Below are 23,343 nucleotides of genomic sequence, written 5' to 3' on the forward strand. Positions count from 1 at the left end.
CTTGTTCTTTCTTTCAAAACGACTAACGAGCCGTTAATAATACGTTATCAACAATTGTGCCACTTATTTCATTATCTATTCATTTTCATAGCATTAGCAAATCACAAAATGATCATTGATCGCCGCCATAGCGTTTTTCCACAGAAAATATTTTTTTGAAAAAACCTGGTGAGATCACGGTATCTCAAGTGCCCCCCGAGGATTTCGGTGCGTGCAATAGTTTCCCGGATCGAAAATCAAACGTCTACCGTAGACAAAAGCTGCGTTATAAAATGGCCTTTTCAACAAAGAAATCTGAGCTTTTCAGCAAAATGCCCGGCGCAGCTTTGATGGATCTTTGTATCTGAAATAAGGATTCAACATGAACTGTGACGTAAAGATTTCAGACACCGAATTAATCGCACCGATTACGGCACCTAAGCTGATACTAAACAATTACACGGGCGGAAAAATAGAAGGTGAAGCGTTTGTGGCCGACCACATTTTCAGCTATATCATTTCGGGCGCACACGATATCTGGCTGGGGAACAAAATGTATTCTTTTAAAGCGGGCGACTTCCGTTTCTTCAAAAAGAATCAGCTGTCGCGATACGTCAAAAGCCCATCTAGCGACGGTTTCCGTTCTGTTGCCGTTCACATCGATCAATACACTTTGATGGAAATGAGCAATAACTATTCTCTGAAGGCAACCAAACGCAGCACTATCGACGGGCCGCTACTGCTCCGCCCGGATACCTTACTGCAAGGCTTTACGGATTCATTAATGCCTTACCTCAACACGGGACAAACGGATCCCCGGATCGTATCGCTCAAAACGAAAGAGCTTGTATTGTTGCTACTCCATAATCATCCGGCATTAAAGGAAGTACTATTTGACTTTAGCGAACCGGGAAAAATTGACCTGAAAGCCTTTATGAACAGCCATTACAGATACAATGTAAGCCTCGACAAGTTTGCTTTCCTCACTGGCCGTAGCCTCTCTGCATTCAAACGGGATTTTACCCACCATTATAATATGAGCCCCGGACGTTGGCTGGTGCAGCGAAGACTGGAGGACGCACGTTTTCTGATCGAAGAAAAAGCGCAGAGACCTTCCGAAATATATCTGGATCTGGGGTTCGAAGATCTTTCTCATTTCTCCTATGCTTATAAAAAAGCATTTGGTTATGCGCCCGCAAAAAAACAGAATTAAAAACCATCAATAACTATTCAAACACAAAAAATGGATTTGAAATTAAAAGGAAAAACAGCGCTGGTAACAGGTTCCAGCTCAGGACTAGGTGAAGCAATCGTAAAAATGCTGGCAGCGGAAGGTGCCGCAGTAATCGTACACGGACGTAATCAGGAAAGAGCCGAACGAGTAGCGAATGAAATCAACGCATCCGGTGGCAACGCGCGAACTGCAATTGGTGATCTTACAACCGATGAAGGCGCAGATGCGGTTGCTGCGGCAGCATTGCAAGGCGGTGCTATAGATATTCTAGTGAATAATGCGGGTGCTACTTCACATAAATCCTGGGGAGAAGCCAGTGCCGATGACTGGTTGGATATTTACAACAATAACGTTGTCTCTTATGTACGGATGATCCGCCGTATCGTGCCGCAAATGAAATTGCTCGGTTGGGGAAGACTGGTCCACATTGGCGGCGGACTCGGCATTCAACCAATCAAAGAACAGCCGCATTACAACGCTACCCTCGCCGCCCGACATAATATGTCTGCGTCTCTGGCGCGCCAACTTAAAGAAACAGGCATTACATCGAATGTTGTTTCTCCGGGCGCCATTATTAACCCGATGGTAGAAGAGTGGCTGGTCAACGCAGCTCCGAAATTTGGCTGGGGAACGGATTTAGAGGAAATAAAATACAAAGCGGTACAGGATCTTATTCCAAATGATACCGGAAGATTCGGCAAGCCCGAAGAAATTGCGGGTGCCGTGTCTTATCTCTGCAGCAACTATGCCGACTATATCAGCGGTGCAGTAATCAGAGTGGATGGCGGAACGATCAGATGCTTGTAACCGGCTTCTAAAGAAGCTAATGCGGAAGAAAAGCACGCTAGCACCTCGCCATGCAACACGTGATAACGATATTTCGTACTCCACACTATGTGGACATGCAACTGATGTACACTGTGACTTCCTTTCCTAACTTCTGACATATTGCTAATTTAAGCCAGATTTGTAGAAGCTAAAGCCTTGCCCTAAAGGGCATAGCTTGAACTAGCGCGTTGGGACAGTCAAAGCCAATCTAAGACTCTGTGTAAGTCTAGTAGAAAGCCTCCATGTAGGCTCTTCTGCTAGACTTACGATTCGGAATTGCTGTTTAATTCGATTACAAATATTCACAAAGAGCTATCTTCTTTGAAACCTATATAAAACACTATTTTGCTGTAAGCGTCCAATAAATGTCATCGCCTTGTCCCGTCCCACTTTTTTAATCAAGTCGCAATAAACATTTGCATACTCGTTATAGATATTAGTTGCAAATATCCCAGTGTCATCTGTTCCGACAACAATAGGTGGTATACACCAACCGTCCTCTTCCCATTTAAACCAATTCCAGAGATGATAGGTTTCAAAATTTCTATGGTGTCCAATCCTAACATTGCTTGTTGGCAATGTCTCTATTATAATCTCATTCTTATGCATAAAATGAAGCAAAATCAATTGAAGTTTTTCAATATGATTTTCATTTATTACTTCTTGAGAGTTAATTAAAATTGGTTCATTATATTTTCCTCTGAAAAAAGCGGAATGGTAAAGTTGTAATATTTCCACCGTTTCTACTCTAATATTTGCGTTTGCGATTTGATCCCATTCGCCATCGTCGTACACATCCAACAAGCGAGCCCGAGCCTTGTCATTCCTATTGAATAAAATCATAGGACAATATTTTCGACAGAGCCAAGCTTCTTCAATATCCTGCACATCCCTTTGCAGACCAAATATTTCTTTAAAATATTTCAATATATAACTTTCCAAAGCCGGTACAACATTTGCCAATTCTTCAACATTCATTTTTTTAATTAAATGTCTAACAAAAACCAAAGTATCCATCCACTCACCTCTACGAATCAACATTTGCTCGCCAATTATCGACAGCCATCTTTTTACCGACAACCCGCTTGCCGTACAATGCCCAATACGATCTCCCTTACTGAGCTCTGTAAAGACAATTGCCTCATAAACAGATCGTAACCCCGATAAAATATGAAAGAAATCTTCTCCTGCATGGTAAGTAAAATGCAGAACACCGGTCCTGCGCATATATCTAAATACCGGTCCAAATACTTCAGGCGGCGTATCAAATTCACTTGATGCGGCATCAATTCCTACAATACTTTGTGAGTAATGACCTCCGTGGTCTATAAAGGATCTAAGTTCAAGAGCTCTTTGCCATAAATCAATTCTTAAGGATTTGTATCGGATAAGTTTCGAAGAATTATTGTCAGGCCCCTTAATAAAATGCCCAACTAAACTAAACCCAGGACCTACTGCTAAATTTGCATTCAGCTTTTGCCAACCACGTTCAATTGCCTGCATCATAGATATATTTTTCCCTCTATCTTTTTGCGGAGAGAACCTACCTTCCAAAAATGCTAAATTGTTCATTTCATTTCCTTGCATTTGAAAAAAACGCTTGGCATATGTTTTTTCGCTAAACTCCCTTAACCCATTCAAAGTATGTTTTTGAAATTGTTCGAAACCATGTTGATGGGTTTGCTGAACCAGCAAACGATTACACAATCCACATATCAACAGATAGAAATGAAAAAGAGATGCAACAATCGAACCTGGTTGCGCTTGCATATGCCGGAATACCAAAATATACATCAGCATTTCAACTCTCATCGCATTATCGTCATCAGAATATAGAAGTCTACAAAAAGGGCTTTTATTAAAACCTACGTCATTAGTAGTATCTACTATTTTGTATAATAATAGCTCGGGATTTTGTTTACCTGATTCCGCGCGTTGTTTAAAAATAAATTCAAATAGTTTTTGCCTAATTCGCCTTGCTATATGTAATAGGTTTAAATATTTTAGAGGTTTGAGCAAATGAGATTCCTGCTCTAATTGCTCTTTAACTTTTGGTTTCGAAAACCCTTTGGACAACTCCTTATAGACAACCTCCGGATAACTTAAATGATCTTGCCAAACGTGATCCGTCTCTGTAGTTCCGTTAAGATGAACATGTAAATCATGAAATCCGCCGTGTAATGCCGAAAAGCCCTGGAGATGTGGAATAAACGGCCGCGGCAACGCCGTATATCTACAGTTAGGCACAATGTAATGGCTATAATATTCATTAATGGTTTCCGCTCTTAAATCACGTAAAGTTTTTTGTCCATGCAAAAAAGCGGCTTGTAATATTAAGGGTGGGATATATGTTAATAATTCCTGCCATTCATTTTGATTATTTTGCTGAACATACACAATATCTGCCCGTATCTCCAGATATTCCTTGGCAATATCATATATACCCAGACATAGAAGATCCTCTATAGTCTTCTTGTCATTAAATACATTTTCCTGCAGCAGCCTATAGTAGTGGTCCGGTATATCTCGCGCGGCTTCTCTCGTTTTAAGAAATAATCGTCGTTTAACGTCTGTGAACGACACCTTAGAGCCTTCGACATATTCGCTTAATGAAAGGTCGTCGTTGAGCAAATGACGGAGCATAACTGAAACTACCATTCCAAAGAATTACCATTTATGTATTTTCTGAAATTCCAAGCCTTGCTAGATTTACTACCGACATTAAAAAATCGGGGAAACATCTTGTAAATCTGGTCATTGTTTTTTGAATCCATCATCAAATCATATGGAATGTTATTATTTCGACAGTAGTTATAAAGATCCTCGTTCGAAACAATTGCGTCTAGGCTATATAATTCGTTATTCATTGTTTCACTCTGACCATTATAAACGGTATCTATATTTGAAAGCAATTTATAAACCGACAATTGCCGATTCTCGTTATATATTTCTGGATATATAAACGTCTGAAACGATCCATTTTTCGTAATTTCTCCGTTTAGATAGCAAAGTAATAGCGGACACGAAATCATCCATTTCGAAAATGGCAATTCTGAAGCCTTAGAACTGAGTTTTATTAGATTATTTAAAAATATTTTATCAGTATCAATTGCATTATCGATGTTAATATTAGCGGCATCTTTCAGATTTTCTTTTGCTTCTTCCACTAGTATCGCATTCATAAATGTTATAACCATTCGATGCATTGCATCTCCGGCATTTTGAGGGCGGCTTTTTTTATTCCCAAAAGCATAAAACATCCTTGTCGAAATTTTACCCAATAAATGTGGAGAAATTGCATCTACATCAAACAGTTTAATCCAGCACTCCGCATACGATTTCAATTCTGTAGCATTTTCTGTTTGGTCTTCTTTGTCAAAAACTATGTCATTTATATCATCATTGTCAGTAAGAGATCGTTCAAAATTTGGCGCACTGTATTCCCGTATCTGTGACAATTCTAAAAAACCATTATCCAGATCATCCTCGGTTGCTCTTCTGATCAACTCCGCAATAGCTCCTAAAAGTGTATAAATAGAATAGACGACCATAGAACTTTGTCGATGAGCGGGAGATGCTATACTGGCCGGAAGTTTAATAAGAATACTCTGAGTAATATCAGCCTGTTTAAAGACGGAATCTATCCTGTTCGAATCCCCTCTTTTCCCTAAAGAAGCAAGCCCCTTCAATTGAACTGAACCTTCAGGCTGATTAGCTCCTTTACTAGTAGTCCCTTTTACTCCCACCATGTACGAGAGCATTAATGCCGCACTATCACGCAGTACCCGATCTTGCAACAAAGCTGCGTGCTTACATATCCCTTCTACGGAAGGGATCGCCGCATTAAGATTATTATTTAAACTTTGTTTACCATCAAGATATCCAACTGTACTAAGAAGATTCCTCAAATAACCAATCTTGATGAAATAATCGAAAATCAAAAAGGGGCTGTTCTTAATACTTTCACTTAAAATAAAATTCAGAGCCACGAGGCATGCGTTCAAAACTTCGTCGGTTGTGGTCGGCTGTAGTTGATATGTTTCACCGAATTTCTTTTCCTGGATTAATAAATTTAAGATCGTCGGTGATAAAAATTGCTCTCGTCCCTCAAACGTACTTATCTGTATTTTTTTATCAAATAGCTCACTGAGAAATACATCAGAAATATCGTTTCGTAATAAACTATAATCCGAATTCATAAAAATTGACAGAAAACGTATCTGAGACCGCAGAGGCAAATTCAAAAAGTAGGATCGATACGCTTCGGCTTGATAAGAATTTTTTATCCCAAACTTTACAAAAACACACTCATAAGTATCCCTAATATTCCGTAAAATGACTTCACCATTAGAAAGCATTTGAATCATAATATTATACCCATCTGCTTTGGGAGATGGCTTTGGTAGGATAGGTGAATCTCCACGAGAAATTTCTGCAGGTGGTTCGCGGTCATCTCGACGCCCTTTATACAGAAGCTTTTCCCCCAGAGTCGTTAAATGAATTCGACGTTCAGGTTTTAGAACTTTCTTTAGATACTGTCCTTCCAATTCGGTTACAATGTTATTGTATTCATCACGTCTTCCACCGAAATCAGCTTCATTTTTCAGAAGAGCCTTACCAAAGTTTTTCCACTGTTGTTTTCGAACGGATAATGAAAAGAGTTTAAAATCGCCACTTATTATTGTAAAGACATGAGGCGATGTAAGATATTTTCTTATAGTTTCTAGTACTGGCCATCCTTTTGTGAAGCTTACATCAATATCATCCAGTATTAACAAAAATGCTTTTTTCTTAAGGATCTCTAAGGCGTATGTAATAAGGTCGTTGAAATTTTCTTCCAATTTACGCGCAGATGTTACCGCACGAATACCACGTTGCATAATGTATTCAGGGTCCTGCCATTCCGCATTAGTAAGTTCTGTACCGATGCCGTCTAACGAGGGCAAACCATGGGCTAAAGACTCGACCTTTTGGATCCATACATTTTTCCTGTGAAATTCAGCACTTCTTGGATCACAATTATTTGTATCAAGCTGGCTATCTACAACATCTTTAATCAAAGAAATTATGTTAAGAAAAACGTGTCCTTTTTCTTCAATCAGAGTAGGGTCAATGATATCCAAAATCTGTATTTCAGGTTTTTGCTTCAAACAATATTCTTTTATTGTTAGAAGAAAGCTTGTTTTCCCAGTACCTCTCCCCCCCAATACACTAACTGCATCATGGGTTCTAAGAAACTTTTTCGTTCCTCCACTATTGTTAACATCATTTATAAGTCTAACTCTGGCGTCTATCCATTCATCGACCCGATTAAATTCCCTACGATGTACGAGTTCATTTTCATGTTGATTTTCCGGCGAGAAGTGCTTTGCATCAGTACTGTTTAACAGGTTGATTTTAATATCCATGTTGCGCTTATTCACGTGCAATATATAAATATTTTCAAGCAATTTATTCCGTTATGTTTTCATTATCACTCGTTTACCCTTTACAAATTCCCCAAAACCTAACAATAGCGCTTCTAACAGAAACTTTCGGAATATAAACGCTGAACCTCAAAGCATCAATCCCTGGATTCCGAACGTAAGATCAACAACCTGAACCCAACTCGCCATTTTTGGGGATCCATACCCGTAGAAATACCTGTTTTTTGCCTAAATCCTTGCAATCAGATTTTTAGCGACTTACATTTATGTGACAATTGTAATACTGAAAGAGCACTAAACAAGGAATTACAATTATTAAACTATCCACATCATGAAAAAATCATTCAACCTGCCGGTCGTGCTGACCGCGGCGGCCGCTATGGCATTAGCGACCTACAGTTGCAACAACGCAGGCAACAGCAATCAGCAAAAAGAAGATTCCACGAAAACCGAGGCGATGGAAATGCCCCTCAATGGAGCGTTTCAAAACCACCGCGATTCGGTACCATCGAAACAGCAGTATGATGCACCGCTTTTTGTGTTAAGTCATGATTACCCGACTACAGAAACGCCGGTCAATAATCCATCCTGGCAACAGGCGCTGAATGGCCAGCCGATCTCTGATAAGAATACCATGGCTTATATGGATTCATTAAAATCGTACGTTGCGCCAAACCTCCTGCCGTTCTTTACCGACAATAAAAACTGGAATGCGGCACAGCACGGCTGGTATCATGAGCCATGGATGGGCAGTCAACGTGAAGCTATTCTCGGTGCTTATCTCGGTAATGGTAACCCGGCCAATATGTTTAAAACGCTGAAAGAAGACGAAGCCGGATATGCGGTGGTGTTATATGATCCGACAGCGGCTTATACGGTGGGACAAATCTGGGGTAAAACAGGACAGAAAGTAAATCTTGCCAATGATGCCTCTCAGTTTAAAGAAGGCTCGGTAATCGTAAAACTCGCTTTCTCTAACGTTAACTTCCCGCAATGGCCAGTATTGAAAGACGCACTGACTTTTGATGTGTACGATACTATTCCAACGAAAGAAAATCCGAAGAAAGGTTATCAGATGCGTAAAGTCAGTTTCTTCCAGATGGATATTATTGTGAAAGACAGCAAAACGTCGCCAAAAACAGGCTGGGTCTACTCTACGTTTGTTTATGATAAAGATGCGAAAGGTAATTTCTGGGATAAAATGGTACCGCTCGGCGCAATGTGGGGCGATGATCCAAACGTGATCAGCCCGATCAAACCACCGTATCCGAAATTATCTGAAACAGTGATCAATCCAAAAGCACCTTTCTACAGTAAAGAAACACTTGGCTGGGGCGGTCGTTTGAGTGGTCCGAATGACGGCGCAGTAGCACAGCAGGCTGTGAATATCGATTCACCGAATGTTGTTTATAACAATCTGCCGTTGTCTTCTTGTATGAGCTGTCACAGCCCTTCACAGGATACATTTAAATCATTCCTGCTGCCGGCGCCGTTCCCTAAGAACTCAGATACAGCATTCTTCGTGTATACTCCGGGCAGTAAAAACTGGAATCTCTGGTTCAGAGACCTTGCACCAAATGAAGCATTCGATGCAGGACAAACATCAATGGACTATGATATGGTAATGGCATTCAAATCTATTCCTGCTTACCTGGCTGCACAACCGAAACCTACGACTCAAAACAAAATGCTCCGTGCCAATATCGAAGCTACGCAGCGTTTCAGAAGACATACTACAAGTCAGTTCTGGCACTAGTTTTCGAATCTCGAAATCTGAAATCAGAGGCCGATATTTAAACAACATACCTAAATTATCATCGGCGTTGATACCTCGTATCAGCGCCGATTTTTTATACAAACATCAGACGTCCCGCGATCAGGACATCAGCGATATAGTGTCGCAAACAACCCTGTTATTGTCGTGTGCTGCGCCCCGGTCTGACTTTAGCTTTCGGTACATTTAGGTTGCATTTTCACTTAAAAAAATCACATCGTTATGAGCACTCAAGAATTGGCAACTGCTGTAAAAAATACTGGTAGTCGCTTTATTGATAGTCTGTCCGCATTCAGCGAAGCCGATATGAACAAAACACCGTATGAAGGCAGCTGGACAGGCGGGCAGGTTGCAGAGCATATCGTAAAAGCCAATGGCGTAGAATTGTTGTTTGTTCCGGGAACACCCTCAGACCGTGACCCGGCGCAGCATGTACAGGCAATCAGAGACATCTTTCTCAATTTCGATGCAAAGTATAAGGCACCGGAACGCCTTACGCCGCAAGACGGCTTTCATGCAAAAGAACCGTTGCTCAACACATTACACCATCAATGGTCGAAACTGGAAAACGCCGTACAAACACAGGACTTATCTGAAATGTGTGGCTCATTTGAATTTCCGGGCATCGGCAAGCTCACTAAACTGGAAGTGGTAAATCTGATTGAGTCGCACACACAAAGACATTTGCGCCAGCTAAACAAAATTCATGAAGCAATTGGGTAAAAAAGTTGCAAGTGCTCCATTGCAAGTTTTATGTTTAAGTTTTAGCTAAAAAGAGTTCCTGCGCAATGCAGGAACTCTTTTGTTTGGGGCATCAACCTAAGGCGTTTTGAATTTTCAATTTTGAATCTTGGATCTTGGCCTCAGGATTACCAGAGATCGCAGATCTTGCCGGTGAGTGAAAAGCAGAAGCGGATTATCCTGCCAAATGTTTTGCATACAGTAATAAGGCACATCGTTTTTGTCATTACGATACAAAACAACAAAGGGCTAGTGACACCCCTATGTCAGCAAGTAATTTTTATTGCTGATTTTTCTGATTTGTGAGTAGTGAGTCGGCAGTTGTGAGTCCCCTTCTCGTGTGTCACCCCGAGCGAGTTGAAACGCCGCAAAGAAGCTTTGATTTTTAAATTTTGACTTTTGAATTAATTTAACGGCATGATCTTCGATTTCCGTTTGCAAGTTTTTCATACAGTGGCCCGGAGGCTGAGTTTTACCAAGGCTGCGGAAGAATTATTTATTACACAACCGGGGGTGACCAAACACATCCGCGGACTGGAAGAGCATTTCAAAACAAAATTGTTTGAGCGGAAAGGCAATAGCATCCAGCTAACAGAAGGTGGAAAAACGCTGCTTCGTTATACCAATTCACTGGAACAAACTTACGCAAGTCTGGAACAGGAAATGTATGCATTGAGCGGCATTGCCAAAGGCACACTGACTATTGGCGCAAGCACTACTCTGTCACAGTATGTACTTCCCCCTTTATTTGCTGATTTCAGGAATAGAAACAACGAAGTAACACTGCAATTGATCAGCGGCAACACAGAATATATAGAGCAGGGATTGCTTTCCGGCATTATGGATCTGGGCTTTATTGAAGGGCAAACCCGTAATAAACAGATCAAGTACATTCCTTTCCGGAAGGATGAATTATTGCTGGTAGGCCGGACAGAACATCCGCTGGGTAAAAAGAAAACGCTCAAGATTGCAGACCTGCAATCCGCACGGCTTATCATGCGGGAGCACGGCTCCGGTACATTAGAAGTTATTCTCAACGCTTTGAAAAAGACGGGAATAAAATGGCAGGATCTTTCTGTTGAAATGCAGCTAGATGCTACCGAAGCCATCAAATCATACCTGCTTCATTCTGATTGTCTGGCTTTTATTTCGCGCAATGCGATACAGCACGAGTTAGCGCAAAATGAGTTCCGGGTATTTACCATTCCGGGCTTAAAAATTGAACGTCCGTTTTCGTTGATACACCTGCAGGGAAAGCCTTCAAGGCTGGCAGAATCGTTTATTAAATTCATACAGCATCATAACCTAAAGTAATCCTACATCACTATTTGTCATTTGCTTTAGTTATAACTAAGTCGGAAATTTGCATAAGTAAAATAATTAATATGCAAGTCTCCACCCACAATACTGAAACACCCGGGTTATTAAAAATTGGCAACAACACGCGGAAGATTATTTTCATCATTGCCGCTGTATTGTGCCTCACGCCTTGGGTTTCTGCACCAATCGCCTTACTTGCCGGGATAATATTTGCGAATACCATCGGTCACCCTTTTGCACAGCTCAACAGCAAAGCAACCAAAATACTATTGCAGGTTTCCGTAGTCGGGCTCGGCTTTGGAATGAATGTGCACAGCGCGATACAGGCAGGTAAAGAAGGTATATTGTTTACCATCTGTTCTATCTTCGGAACACTTACACTTGGATTTCTACTGGGTAAACTCCTCAAAATAGACCGTAAAACTTCACAGCTTATTTCTTCCGGAACCGCCATCTGCGGCGGCAGTGCCATTGCTGCGATCGCGCCGGTGATTAATGCCGACGAAAAACAAATGTCTGTTGCGCTTGGTACCGTATTTATTCTAAACTCAATTGCACTGTTTTTATTTCCTGCCATCGGTCACGGGCTGCATCTTTCCGAACAGCAATTCGGACTCTGGGCTGCGATCGCTATTCATGATACAAGCTCTGTTGTAGGCGCCGCCAGCAAATACGGTCCGCACGCGCTGGAAGTAGCTACTACAGTAAAACTCGCCCGTGCACTCTGGATTATTCCGCTCTCACTGGGTACCGCATTAGTTTTTAAAAGTGGTTCGGGGAAAATTAAAATTCCATGGTTCATCGGCTATTTTATCCTGGCAATGATCTGCAACACCTACTTCGCACCAACAGCAATTATCTCCCCATATATCGTCGCTATTGCTAAAGCCGGATTGACACTTACATTGTTCCTGATCGGCTGCGGATTGTCTGTGCAAAAACTGAAAAGTGTCGGCGTTCGTCCGCTGATACAAGGTGTATTGCTTTGGATATTTATTTCGGTACTGGCACTGAGTGCGGTTATGCTTGTGGGGTAATTGGTTAAAACGTCAAAAAGTTAAAAGGTTAAAAAGCTGGCTAAATATATTCCTGAGGAAGGAATTCATGGTACTCAATCTGCCAACGATTTAATGATATACCCGTCTATTTTTTTAACCATTTAACCAAGCAGATGGCCTCATCCTCCGCAATGATGTGCATAATAACTCCATCGTTGCCTCGCGTGATCACCGCAAGCGAATTTTTGAATTTTGACTTAAATAATGGCATCATTTTCCTGCGTTTAAAATAATCGCATTTTGGCGCTTTGACAATGAACCATTTGGTAAATTTGATTGGCTCAAATTCAAGACCATTTGAATTTTACCCTTTTAACTTTTGACTTTATAAACTATGGGAAGAATATTCATTACCGGATCAGCAGACGGACTGGGACAATTGGCAGCAAAACGATTGGTAGCAGCAGGACATGAAGTGGTATTACATGCACGGAATAATCAACGAGGCATTGAAGCGCTGGACAATGTAAAGGGAACAACAACTGTAGTAACAGGTGATCTTTCCAGCATTAAAGAAACAATTAGTGTCGCCACACAAGTCAACGAACTGGGCACGTTTGATGCGATTATCCACAATGCGGCCATCGGTTATCAGGAACAAAGAAAAATCACAACAGTTGACGGACTCCCACATTTACTTACCATCAATACACTGGCACCATACATTCTCACTTGCCTGATCAATAAACCGCAGCGGTTAATTTACCTCAGCTCCGGACTTCATATGCAAGGCGATGACAGCCTTCGGGACCTGGAATGGAATAACCGCCCCTGGAACGGATTTCAGGCTTATTCTGATTCTAAATTGCATGATCTGATTCTAGCAATGGCGATTGCCAATAAATGGCCTTCTGTTTATTCCAATGCACTGGAACCAGGTTGGGTACCAACGAAAATGGGTGGACCTGATGCGCCAGACGATATCAACAAAGGTTCTGAAACTCAGTCTTGGCTTGCCGTTAGCGATGACCCTGCCGCGAAGGTATCCGGAAAATTCTTTTATCACCTCCGGCAAAAAAGTTATCATCCTGCTGCCGCCGATCCCGAAGTGCAGGAGCAATTGCTTGCGGAATGCTATCGGTTAACGGGTGTAGCCTTGCCGCTGTAAAGCCTCCGCTCACATACAACCTTTCGACTTCGCCCGGGGTGACAAACGCGAACAAGTTTTTGAGCCTTCACAATGAAAAGTTTTGACTTGTTAATTTTGACTTTTTAATTACCATGAACTACCTGACCACCATCACCGATTTCGTACGAAGCGTCGGCATCGAAGTTATTTTTGAAACCATCGCAGAAGAAACATTTCTGCCGGGCATCCTTATCAGCAACGGTCAATTAATTATCGACACTACACAACTACTATACCCCGGCGATGTCCTGCACGAAGCTGGGCACATTGCTGCAATGCCAGCAGCAGAGCGTCATTCATTACGTGGAAATGTTGGTATGGTTAAAGACGCATCAGAAGCAATGGGAGAAGAAATGATGGCAATCGCGTGGAGCTATGCGGCTTGCGTGGCAACTGGTATTCCGCCGGAGATAGTTTTTCACGAGCACGGTTATAAAGGCGCTTCGCAATGGTATATCGCTGAATACACATCGGGTAATCATCTTTCATTACCGTTAATGCAATGGGCTGGTTTTTGTTACGACCCGAAAAACGCCGTTACAAACAATACGCTTCCCTACCCGTCTATGATTCGCTGGCTGCGGGAATAATGGCTATTTACCAGCCTTTATTTTTTTACGATGCGCCTTTCCCCATTTAATCATTTGCAGAATAATGTCTCCGAATGAATGGCAATACTCGGTGGATTCATATTCTACCAATACCGGCGATGAATCATAAACAGTCCGTTTTATCAGCCCATTCATTTCCATATCCTTTAATTCCCGGGAAAGCATACGCGTAGTAATCCCAGGAATGCTGCGCTCAATTTCACGGAAACGTTTGTTCCCATTGCAGATAGAATTAATGATCGGCAGTTTCCATTTACCGCCAATCACATAGATCGTGTCCTGCAGCGCCTGCACCTCCTCTGTCTGACTTCTGGGATGTGATAGTATTTCCTTTACTTCTTCTTTCATTGGTATACTCCGTGATACTGGTTACAAAGTTATACCATTCCGTCCATAGCTTTGTGTTCACAAACAAAAAATCTCATGAACAAGACAATTTTCATTACCGGCACCAGCTCAGGACTTGGTAAAGCATCGGCTAAATATTTTGCAGAAAATGGCTGGAACGTGGCGGCCACGATGCGGAGTCCGGAAAAAGAAACAGAATTAACGCAGTATCAAAATGTTAAAATCTACAAACTGGACGTAACTAATATCAGCCAGGTTAAAACTGCGGTTGCTGACGCCATTAAAGATTTCGGCAAAATTGATGTGGTATTGAACAATGCAGGAATGGGCGTTTACGGAGCACTGGAACTGGCAAAAGAAGAAGATATTGACTGGCAGTTTGCCGTAAATGCGCGCGGCCCTATCAATGTAATCCGCGCTTTTCTTCCGCACTTCCGATCTAACAATGGCGGCATGTTTATCAACGTGAGTTCGTTTATGGGTATTACCACGGCGGTTCCTTTAGGCTCATTGTACAATATGTCGAAGTTTGCATTAGAAGGACTTACCGAAGGGTTGTACTACGAGTTGAAACCGTTCAATATTGATCTTCGGCTCATTGAACAAGGTGGCAGCAGCGGAAATAATTTTGTGAACAATATGGTGTTCCATACCGATTCTGACATCAAAGCTTACGACCCGCAATCGAATGCACTGAAGCAAATGTTTGAGAACGTGCATACGCAACTCAAAGAAGACACGATGGATATCGTATGTGTAATTGCTGATCTCGCCGAACGTCGTAGTAATAAATTCAGAACCGTAATTGGTGAATCCGGAAATCATCTGATGTCTTTGCGCCAGTCCTTACCAATTGAAGAATACCTGGAAACAGTAAGTGGAATGTTTGTCTAGCACTCTTGTTGGAATCTGATTAAAAAATCTCGTAGTGACATCTTGCCGCTGCGAGATTTTTTAATAGGCGGTATTTAATGAGACATCCCAATAGCAATGACAACGTCCTTTTGATTTCGACTTTTGATTTTTGACTTCCAAGCTTATATTTATAGACGCTCATTTGCACCAATGATGAAACTCAAACTAACGCTCGCTTTTCTGTTATCCGGTCATTTATTGATGGCTCAAACCAGCGAAAAACTGATTCCTTATGTTCATCCTATTATTGGTACGCAACGTATGGGGCATACATTTCCGGGTGCTACAGCTCCTTTTGGCATGGTACAACTCAGCCCGGAAACGGATACCATCAGCTATGAACTGAATGGCAAATACAACCCCGACGTTTACAAATACTGTGCTGGCTATCAATACGATGATCAAACGATTGTTGGTTTTAGTCACACACATTTCAGCGGCACAGGCCATTCCGATCTGGGCGATTTTCTGATCATGCCAACGGTCGGCCCGCTGAAACTCAATCCAGGCACAGCACAGCAAGCGCATAGCGGTTATCGTTCTGCATTTTCACATACCAATGAAATCAGCGAAGCCAATTATTATAAGGTAAAACTTGACGACTACAATATCATTGCCGAACTGACGACCAGCACCCGCGTTGGCTTTCATCAATATAGTTTTCCTAAAACAGACAGTGCGCATATCATTCTGGATATGGAATCGGGCATTTATAATTATCCCGACAAAAACGTGTGGACCTATATACATGTCATCAATGACACATTGATCACCGGTTATCGTCAGACGAATGGATGGGCACGTAACCGCACTTTATATTTTGCTATATCTTTTTCCAAACCCTTTACCAGTCACGGTTTCCGGAATGACTCAAAAAAAGAAGTATACCGTGGTTTCTGGGGAAAACTCAATCAATCAAAAGATTTTCCCGAAATCAGCGGGCAGCAGATTAAAGCCTGGTTTAATTTCAACACTTCAGAAGGGGAAAAGATAAAAGTAAAAATGGCGCTCTCCCCCGTGAGCATGGACGGTGCGATACAAAACATGCAAGCTGAAATTCCGGGCTGGAATTTTGAACAAGTAAAAGCCGATGGCCAGCAGCAATGGGAAACAGCGCTTCATAAAATTGAGATTAGTTCCAAAAGCGAAGCAGAAAAAGAAAATTTCTACACGGCGATGTATCATGCGCTGATCAATCCAACTGTTTATACTGATGTAGACGGGCGCTACAAAGGGCTGGATCAGAATATTCATAAGGCAGATGGCTTTACCAACTACACTACATTTTCCCTGTGGGATACTTATCGTGCGCTACATCCGTTGTTCAATATTATTGAGCCAAAACGCAATGCCGATATGGTTCGATCAATGTTGGCACATTATGAACAAAGTCCGGAACACATGCTGCCCGTCTGGTCCAATTCAGCCAATGAAAACTGGTGTATGTCGGGGTATCACGCCGTAGCAGTTATTGCCGATGCTATTGCAAAAGAGCACCTGAATGGTTATGATCCGCAAAAAGCATTAGAAGCTTGTGTAGTCACTGCCCGTCATCGCAATTACGAAGGCATCGGTGATTATATGGACAAAGGTTATGTACCGGATGAAAAAAGCGGCGTCTCCGTTTCCAATACATTAGAGTATGCTTACGACGACTGGAGCATTGCGCAAGCGGCGCAAAAACTGGGACGCGATGATATTTACAAAGAATTTTCTAAACGCGCTTTAAATTACGCCAATGTTTATGATCCGGCTTCTGGTTTTATGCGTCCACGACTGAACGATGGTTCTTTCCGGAAAAACTTTGATCCGCTGAGCACCAATAATCAAGGTTTCATTGAGGGAAATGCGTGGAATTATACACTGTTCGTACCACATGATCCTGCAGCATTGATGAATCTGATGGGTGGCGAAAGCCGTTTTGTCCGCTATCTGGATTCTCTTTTTACCATGGAACTGCCGGATAAATATTTCGCAGAAACCGAAGACATAACCCGTGACGGTATCATCGGCAACTATGTACACGGTAATGAACCTTCGCACCATGTCGCCTACTTATATAATTGGACGCATCAGCCGTGGAAAACGCAAGCACGTGTGAGAATGATTCTGAAGAAAATGTACCATCCCACACCGGATGGTCTTGGCGGTAATGACGACTGCGGACAAATGAGCGCCTGGTATATTTTCAGCACGCTTGGCTTTTACCCGGTGGCGCCCGGCAATAATATTTATCAGATTGGCAGTCCGGCAATCGATGGCGCTACCCTGCATCTGGAAAATGGTCAGACGTTTAAAATCACTGTAAAAAATCAGAGCGACAAGAATGTCTATGTGCAACGATTAACTTTGAACGGCAAGGATTTACCGGGGTATCAGCTTTCGTATGATCAGATCAAAAATGGTGGTGAGCTGGTATTTTATATGGGCGGTAAACCTAAAAAATAAAGAAACTGCCGGTATAATCATTAAGACCTTGCGCCATCTGCCTGACTCAGATAAGCAATTATCTCCTGCAGACTATTGAATGCTATAGCATTGAGGTGAATGCCGTAAACATTGTTAATCAGTTTTACTAACTCTTTTCTATAACCTTTGAAACTGCGTGTGTAAAAGATAGGCGCTTCCGGCAGTTTCAGATACACCGGCCGGATAGATGTATAGGCGCCAACCGAACAGTGATCGAACGAAAAATTATTATCGTAGAGCGAAAGCTTGCCTTCATAAAGCATACGGCTGAGCTGACGTGCAGTGGCCGTGGCACGTACCAGCACTAATGAGTCGCCCGACTGATAGAGTACTAATCGTTTCAACTGATGATCGCCGGGTTTTATTTCTATCTTCCCGCCAGCATTATCGTTTATCAGCAACCTTGTAGCAAAGGCTGTATATTCCAGCTGAGCTATTCCATTTATAGTAGCGTCGTCATATACGACGCGGCAGGACAGTGGCGTTTTCAACAGCTCATTCCAGGGAACAGAGTGATCATCGAGATCGTTCTGGGCAAGGGACATAATTGGTAGAAAAAGCAGTAGTAGAAAGAGTTTTTTCATGGAGATGGATCCTGGTTAATTATGGACGTCACCAGAATAGAAAGGTTAAAAAGCAGTGGGTTAATTTTTTATATGGTTTGGTATGGGTTATCGTACAAATAAAAATCCCGCCAGGAATGGCCGGGATCTAATTCATCCTTTTTACTAAAAAATTACCAACAAAAAACCTCTGAGTGATAGGGCTTTCGTCCTTAGGGGTATTCTTTAAAATAACCCAAAAAGGCTGAAGGCGAAACGATCGTTTAGTGAATACAACTGATTCCTATGCGAAATACAGCTTTCGTACAGGCAACGGATACTATCGGCACATCAAATAGAAAATTGAATTAATAAGAAAATACCACAGCCTGCGTTCCCTGTATCAGGGGGTAGTTTCACAACGGCAAATGACCATTTCGTTAAATGACCATCAGCACAAAGAGCTGCCGTCGTTATCATTGCAGTATCCTGTCCCCCCTCATACGGCTAAGTACTTTGAGGGTATAACACCTGAAATCCCTTCCCTGTAAACAAAATATACCACCGATGCCGGATCACGCTTTTATGTTGTGATCCGGCATTTTTTTTTTAAACGAAAAGTGCGGTGCCCGATGTCCGGCACTTACTACTTGAGTTTTAAGACATTTTTTTTAAGTTTAAGACTATTTTAAAAGAGCCGGAGCACGGTTCCGCGCTATGAAACCAAACATTACTGCGACTCATTTTTACCGACGACTGGTTGGCTTGCTGCTGTTTTTGCTATGCTCATTCATAGTGAGGTCGCAAGACTATAATCAGTTTAATGTCAATATCCACCACGGGCTTCCATCCAATACGGTTTATGATTTCACGATCGATAAACTGAACTATATGTGGTTTTGTACCGATCGCGGATTGGTGCGCTATAATGGTTACGATTGTAAAGTTTACACGCTCACAGATGGCTTACCGGGCAACGATATATGGGGCTTACAGCAGGATGGCAAAGGCAGGCTTTGGGTGCTCACGATTTCCAACAAGCTGGGTTATATCCTCAATTCCCATTATCACGAGGTTTATACAAAAAACATTCATACCGCCCTGTACCCGAACAATTTTATGGTGTCTAATTCAGACATCAAATTCTTTTACCTGGCGCAAAAAAATTTCACGACCAATAGTCTGTACGTTGAAAAGAATGACACGCTTTTTGAAACAGACATAAGAATGCGCCGACCAATATTCGTAGACAGCAATACCATAATAGATGCAGATGGCCAATACCTGAAACGCTACAAACTCACCAACGATTATAAGCTATTGTTTCAGGATTCGCTGCCAAACCTGTTTTATAAAGACACATTTGTAACGAAAGCAAGTTTTGTGATCGGCAATTACCTGTACCGATATAAAATGTATGGTGAAGATCTGGATGCAGAAGACCTGAGAACCGGCGAACTGATATCGCTGCACTATCTATTCAATGAAAAAATCTTTCTGATCTGCCAGATCAAGAAAAACGTATACGCCAATATCGGGAATCATGTCTACCGCATCGATTCCCTGGCGCATTTATCAGCCGCGGACAATATCAACAACTTCATGAAAAACGGCGATATCCCTGTCAACCTGATATCCTACATGACGGAAGATCATTTTTGGGGCACTTGTCTGGGCACGCGCACCAACGGGTTCTATTTCGGTTATGAAACGCCGCACCTGCTTCGAAAATATCACCAGATAGCATTGGCCGATTACGAATACATTGGCAACGGACACGACGGCGGTTCTTATTGGTGGAATTATACCAGACAAACCATACAAAGACTAGATACCGCAGGCAATACAACCTTCGCCAAATACGATGCAATCGCTGCGCTTGTTTCTATTATTCCGTATGATTCATCGCGATCACTACTGCTGGACAAAGGCACGTTATACTGGTTTTATAATATGCAACGTGCACCGGAACTGATCCGATATAAAGAAATCTACAGCGAGCTACAGCATAAAAAACTTGAAATACCACTGCCTTATACCCGCGCTATCTACTACCTCGACAGCAGTCATTTTTACATGTCGGGAGCGGGCGTTTATGATGCGCGGCTCAACAATCAGGACAGCGCCTCACTGCGACTGATCAATGAAGACCGCTTTTACAACCTCGAATATGATTCTGTGCGGCAGGCTATCTGGTTTTACAACAATTACAAGGTTTATCTCCATTATATCGACCGAACGAAAAAGAACCCTTCTATAGGCGAAAATTTGTTCCGGAGCCTTGGTTTTACGAATGTAGAAAAAATCATCTCCGACGGACAAACCGGCAATATATTTCTGAAGGACAATAATCATCTTTATTATATCAACCTGCGAAACGGTACTATCACGGCGTTATTCAACAATTATAATCTGGAGAATTCATTTCCTGTATTGCATAACCGGACGCTGATCATTGGCGGAAAATTCGGCGTGCTGTTCAGTAAAATCACCGGCCCGGGAAAATTTGAAGCACCTGTACTCTACCCAAATTTCAAGAGCAGCCTGTACCAAAACATAGAAGGTTTCTGCATCGCCTCCGGCAAAGTGATACTAAAAACCGATAATGGCACGTATATGCAGCCCATTCCAAGTGACACCGAACTGCTGTACAGTGCGCACAGAACACCACATTATAAAATGATCGTGTCTTATCATGACACATTGTATGATTTACAACATCACAATAAAATTTCGATTCTGCCGGGCGTCAATAAAATCGGGTTCGACATTATCAATCCACGTGGCAACGGCGCTGTGAGTTACCGCTACATTATAAATGGCTCGGACTCTTCCTGGCAAGACTTGAATGGCACTGACCTAGTATTGCCCGAATTAGAGGCAGAAAAAACATACACTTTATCGATTCAGGCACAGGATGCTGTTTGGCGCAGTGATCCTATTACGCTTACATTATACATCGTGCCGCTCTGGTGGCAAAGCTTACGCTGGCGAATCATTTTCTGGATTTTCGGAACTACTGCCACATTGACTTTGCTGGTCGTTACCATTTTACTAACGCGTTATCAGACCATCAAAGCAGGAAGAAAGAAACAACACTTATTGTTGCTGGAACTGCGTTCCATCTACGCGCAGATCAATCCCCATTTTATTTTCAACACGCTGAATACGGCATTGTACTTTATCAAGAAAAACAAAATGCAGGAAGCGTCTGCGCACGTAAGCAAATTTTCAACGCTGCTGCGTTCCTATCTGGAATCGTCACGGCACCGTTATATTTCGCTACGTGAAGAAATCACCAACATCCGCACCTACATTGAATTGCAGCAAACTCGTTTTGAACCTGCATTTACCTATGAGATTATTGTCAATGACGAAGCGACGCTCAACGGGCTTTTTATTCCTACATTGCTTTTGCAGCCGATCATTGAAAATGCAATCAATCATGGGCTTGTTCCCAAAGGCCATGATGGCCATTTGATTATTTCCTTTTATTATGAAACTTCTGAACAGGCCATTGTCTGCATGATTGAAGACAACGGTATCGGACGTGAAAAGTCCAGACAGCTCTACCGCGAAGAACAAACCAACAAAGAATCATACGGCAGCAAAATGATCGAAGAACTCATTGACATCTTCAACCGTTATGAGCCAATTAAGCTATCCATTGAATACTATGACAAACAACCGCCGGAAACCGGCACCCGTGTCACTATCAAAATAAAAAATCCATATGATGAACAACAATTACAACTGCGTCATTATCGATGATGAGCCAAAAGCCATTGAGCTTTTGGTGGACAGCCTCAATGTGGTGAGAAATGACCTGACTGTTATCAATACTTTCACTTCCTGGGCAGAAGCCCTGGCAGCTATTCGTACCCTTTCCTGCGATATCCTGTTTCTTGACATTTCCATTCAGGGAAGAAACGGAATGGACTTGCTGTTGTCGGCACCGGATCTGCAATGCGAGATTATTTTCGTGACTGCTTATTCTGATTATGCAGTAAATGCATTTAAATTTTCTGCGACCGGTTATATTTTGAAACCGATCAATGATGTGGAACTGGCCAATACCGTAGATCGTGCCATTAAACGAATTGAGGAAAAACGGAGAGCACAAAAAAATAATTCGCAGCTAGACCATCGTATCGGTATTCCGGGAAATAAATCAATCAGCTATGTTGCTGCAGAAGATATCATATACCTGGAGGCGCAAAACACTTATACCAAAGTGGTGACCAAGGATCAGGAAATTATCAGCGCGTATAACATTGGTAAGTTTAAAGAACTATTGCCGTCAGATATCTTTTATCAGGCGCACCGTTCATACATCATCAATCTTAATCGTGTGATCCGTTACGAACATGCAGGCACCGCAGTGATGGACAACCAGCATAAAATACCCGTTTCCGCAGCTGCCCGTGCCAATCTGCTTTCTATGTTTTCACATATTAAACCGCCGAAACAATAGCCAATCTTGTGAGTAGTGAGTGGCGAAATAACATTGGTCAAATGGTCGGACGACTCAAAGACGTCTGACCATTTGCAAATAACATGAAATTCACCATTGACCATTCACCTTTGCGTTAATTAGGCATTAAAATAAATTGTGAAGAATATGCTTCTCCACCGCACTCATTTCATTGCAACAAAAATACAGGAATTCGTCCCCTCTAAGTTTCATCTTCAAGTGATACCAATCGTCTTCTGTAGCGTACATCCAAATTTGGACCGCGCCATCATTCGAAACCATGGATAATTGAACCCAGGGCTCACTGCTCGTATAATCCCAGATTCGGTTTAAATCCGAGGTCCAGCCCAGGTCTCGAAAAAAAAGCTGAAAGCGCTCAAATTGTTCTTCGGTATCCATAGTCCACGCATTCTTCGAAGAAAAAGACCCTTGAAAAACAGTTTCATTCTCGTGTCCCAATTGACTACAATATCGACATGGCATTAGGCTATACAT

The 23,343-nt window shown here is 42.1% G+C and carries 17 protein-coding genes and 1 pseudogene; 12 read left to right on the forward strand and 6 right to left on the reverse strand.

The genetic code is table 11. The features are described 5' to 3' along the window. Positions 1–361 precede the first annotated feature (361 nt). Positions 362–1,192 carry a helix-turn-helix domain-containing protein gene (locus tag DN068_RS03670; RefSeq protein WP_110997540.1) on the forward strand — a complete coding sequence of 277 codons (831 nt, stop codon included), beginning with the start codon at positions 362–364 and terminating at the stop codon, positions 1,190–1,192. A gap of 30 nt (positions 1,193–1,222) precedes the next feature. After that, positions 1,223–2,020, forward strand: coding sequence for an SDR family NAD(P)-dependent oxidoreductase (locus DN068_RS03675; RefSeq protein ID WP_110997541.1), 798 nt, complete (start codon positions 1,223–1,225; stop codon positions 2,018–2,020). Positions 2,021–2,061: 41 nt separating this feature from the next. On the opposite strand, the pseudogene DN068_RS22345 reads toward DN068_RS03675, so the two are convergent. The 3 genes and pseudogenes from DN068_RS22345 to DN068_RS03690 form a co-directional block, all read right to left on the reverse strand. Continuing rightward, a pseudogene (locus tag DN068_RS22345) lies at positions 2,062–2,160 on the reverse strand (IS200/IS605 family transposase); the annotation flags it as partial. 193 nt (positions 2,161–2,353) lie between these two features. Beyond that, positions 2,354–4,699, reverse strand: coding sequence for an amidohydrolase family protein (locus tag DN068_RS03685; RefSeq protein WP_110997542.1), 2,346 nt, complete (start codon positions 4,697–4,699; stop codon positions 2,354–2,356). Then, the gene (locus tag DN068_RS03690; protein WP_110997543.1) at positions 4,693–7,449 is read right to left on the reverse strand and encodes a hypothetical protein; all 2,757 of its coding nucleotides are present in this window, start codon (positions 7,447–7,449) and stop codon (positions 4,693–4,695) included. The genes DN068_RS03685 and DN068_RS03690 overlap by 7 nt, the downstream gene beginning before the upstream one ends. A gap of 349 nt (positions 7,450–7,798) precedes the next feature. On the opposite strand from DN068_RS03690, the gene DN068_RS03695 reads away from it, so the two are divergent. The 6 genes from DN068_RS03695 (at position 7,799) to DN068_RS03720 (ending at position 14,079) form a co-directional block, all read left to right on the forward strand. Beyond that, positions 7,799–9,223 (forward strand): hypothetical protein, encoded by a 1,425-nt coding sequence (locus DN068_RS03695; protein ID WP_110997544.1) that lies wholly within the window; start codon positions 7,799–7,801, stop codon positions 9,221–9,223. A gap of 240 nt (positions 9,224–9,463) precedes the next feature. Beyond that, positions 9,464–9,964, forward strand: a complete 501-nt coding sequence (locus DN068_RS03700) for a DinB family protein (protein WP_110997545.1) — start codon at positions 9,464–9,466, stop codon at positions 9,962–9,964. A 435-nt stretch (positions 9,965–10,399) separates the two neighbouring features. Beyond that, positions 10,400–11,296, forward strand: a complete 897-nt coding sequence (locus DN068_RS03705; protein ID WP_110997546.1) for a LysR family transcriptional regulator — start codon at positions 10,400–10,402, stop codon at positions 11,294–11,296. Positions 11,297–11,367: 71 nt separating this feature from the next. Then, positions 11,368–12,339, forward strand: coding sequence for a YeiH family protein (locus tag DN068_RS03710; RefSeq protein ID WP_110997547.1), 972 nt, complete (start codon positions 11,368–11,370; stop codon positions 12,337–12,339). 355 nt (positions 12,340–12,694) lie between these two features. Then, on the forward strand, positions 12,695–13,468 hold the full coding sequence (locus tag DN068_RS03715) for an SDR family NAD(P)-dependent oxidoreductase (RefSeq protein WP_110997548.1): 774 nt from the start codon (positions 12,695–12,697) through the stop codon (positions 13,466–13,468). A gap of 113 nt (positions 13,469–13,581) precedes the next feature. Next, positions 13,582–14,079: a hypothetical protein gene (locus tag DN068_RS03720; RefSeq protein WP_110997549.1), complete on the forward strand. Its 498-nt coding sequence runs from the start codon at positions 13,582–13,584 to the stop codon at positions 14,077–14,079. Between the two features lie 3 nt (positions 14,080–14,082). Here DN068_RS03720 and DN068_RS03725 read toward each other — a convergent pair whose 3' ends face one another. Then, the gene (locus tag DN068_RS03725) at positions 14,083–14,448 is read right to left on the reverse strand and encodes a winged helix-turn-helix transcriptional regulator (protein WP_110997550.1); all 366 of its coding nucleotides are present in this window, start codon (positions 14,446–14,448) and stop codon (positions 14,083–14,085) included. Between the two features lie 75 nt (positions 14,449–14,523). Here DN068_RS03725 and DN068_RS03730 point away from each other — a divergent pair, with 75 nt between their 5' ends. Together DN068_RS03730 and DN068_RS03735 are read left to right on the forward strand one after the other, a co-directional pair. Next, positions 14,524–15,342 (forward strand): SDR family oxidoreductase, encoded by an 819-nt coding sequence (locus DN068_RS03730; RefSeq protein ID WP_110997551.1) that lies wholly within the window; start codon positions 14,524–14,526, stop codon positions 15,340–15,342. A 171-nt stretch (positions 15,343–15,513) separates the two neighbouring features. Then, positions 15,514–17,811: a GH92 family glycosyl hydrolase gene (locus tag DN068_RS03735; protein ID WP_243630083.1), complete on the forward strand. Its 2,298-nt coding sequence runs from the start codon at positions 15,514–15,516 to the stop codon at positions 17,809–17,811. Positions 17,812–17,831: 20 nt separating this feature from the next. On the opposite strand, the gene DN068_RS03740 is transcribed toward DN068_RS03735, so the two are convergent. Continuing rightward, entirely contained in the window at positions 17,832–18,416 is a 585-nt protein-coding gene (locus DN068_RS03740; RefSeq protein WP_123985226.1) for a hypothetical protein, read from the reverse strand. Between the two features lie 675 nt (positions 18,417–19,091). On the opposite strand from DN068_RS03740, the gene DN068_RS03745 reads away from it, so the two are divergent. Together DN068_RS03745 and DN068_RS03750 are read left to right on the forward strand one after the other, a co-directional pair. Continuing rightward, the gene (locus DN068_RS03745) at positions 19,092–22,145 is read left to right on the forward strand and encodes a sensor histidine kinase (RefSeq protein WP_110997553.1); all 3,054 of its coding nucleotides are present in this window, start codon (positions 19,092–19,094) and stop codon (positions 22,143–22,145) included. Next, positions 22,108–22,848, forward strand: coding sequence for a LytR/AlgR family response regulator transcription factor (locus DN068_RS03750; RefSeq protein ID WP_110997554.1), 741 nt, complete (start codon positions 22,108–22,110; stop codon positions 22,846–22,848). Before DN068_RS03745 ends, DN068_RS03750 begins: the two co-directional genes overlap by 38 nt. Before the next feature lie 126 nt (positions 22,849–22,974). Here the strand turns inward: DN068_RS03750 and DN068_RS03755 are convergent, their stop codons facing one another. After that, the gene (locus DN068_RS03755; protein WP_110997555.1) at positions 22,975–23,247 is read right to left on the reverse strand and encodes a hypothetical protein; all 273 of its coding nucleotides are present in this window, start codon (positions 23,245–23,247) and stop codon (positions 22,975–22,977) included. Positions 23,248–23,343: the final 96 nt, after the last annotated feature.

Source organism: Taibaiella soli (genome assembly GCF_003236175.1).
Classification (GTDB): domain Bacteria; phylum Bacteroidota; class Bacteroidia; order Chitinophagales; family Chitinophagaceae; genus QKTW01.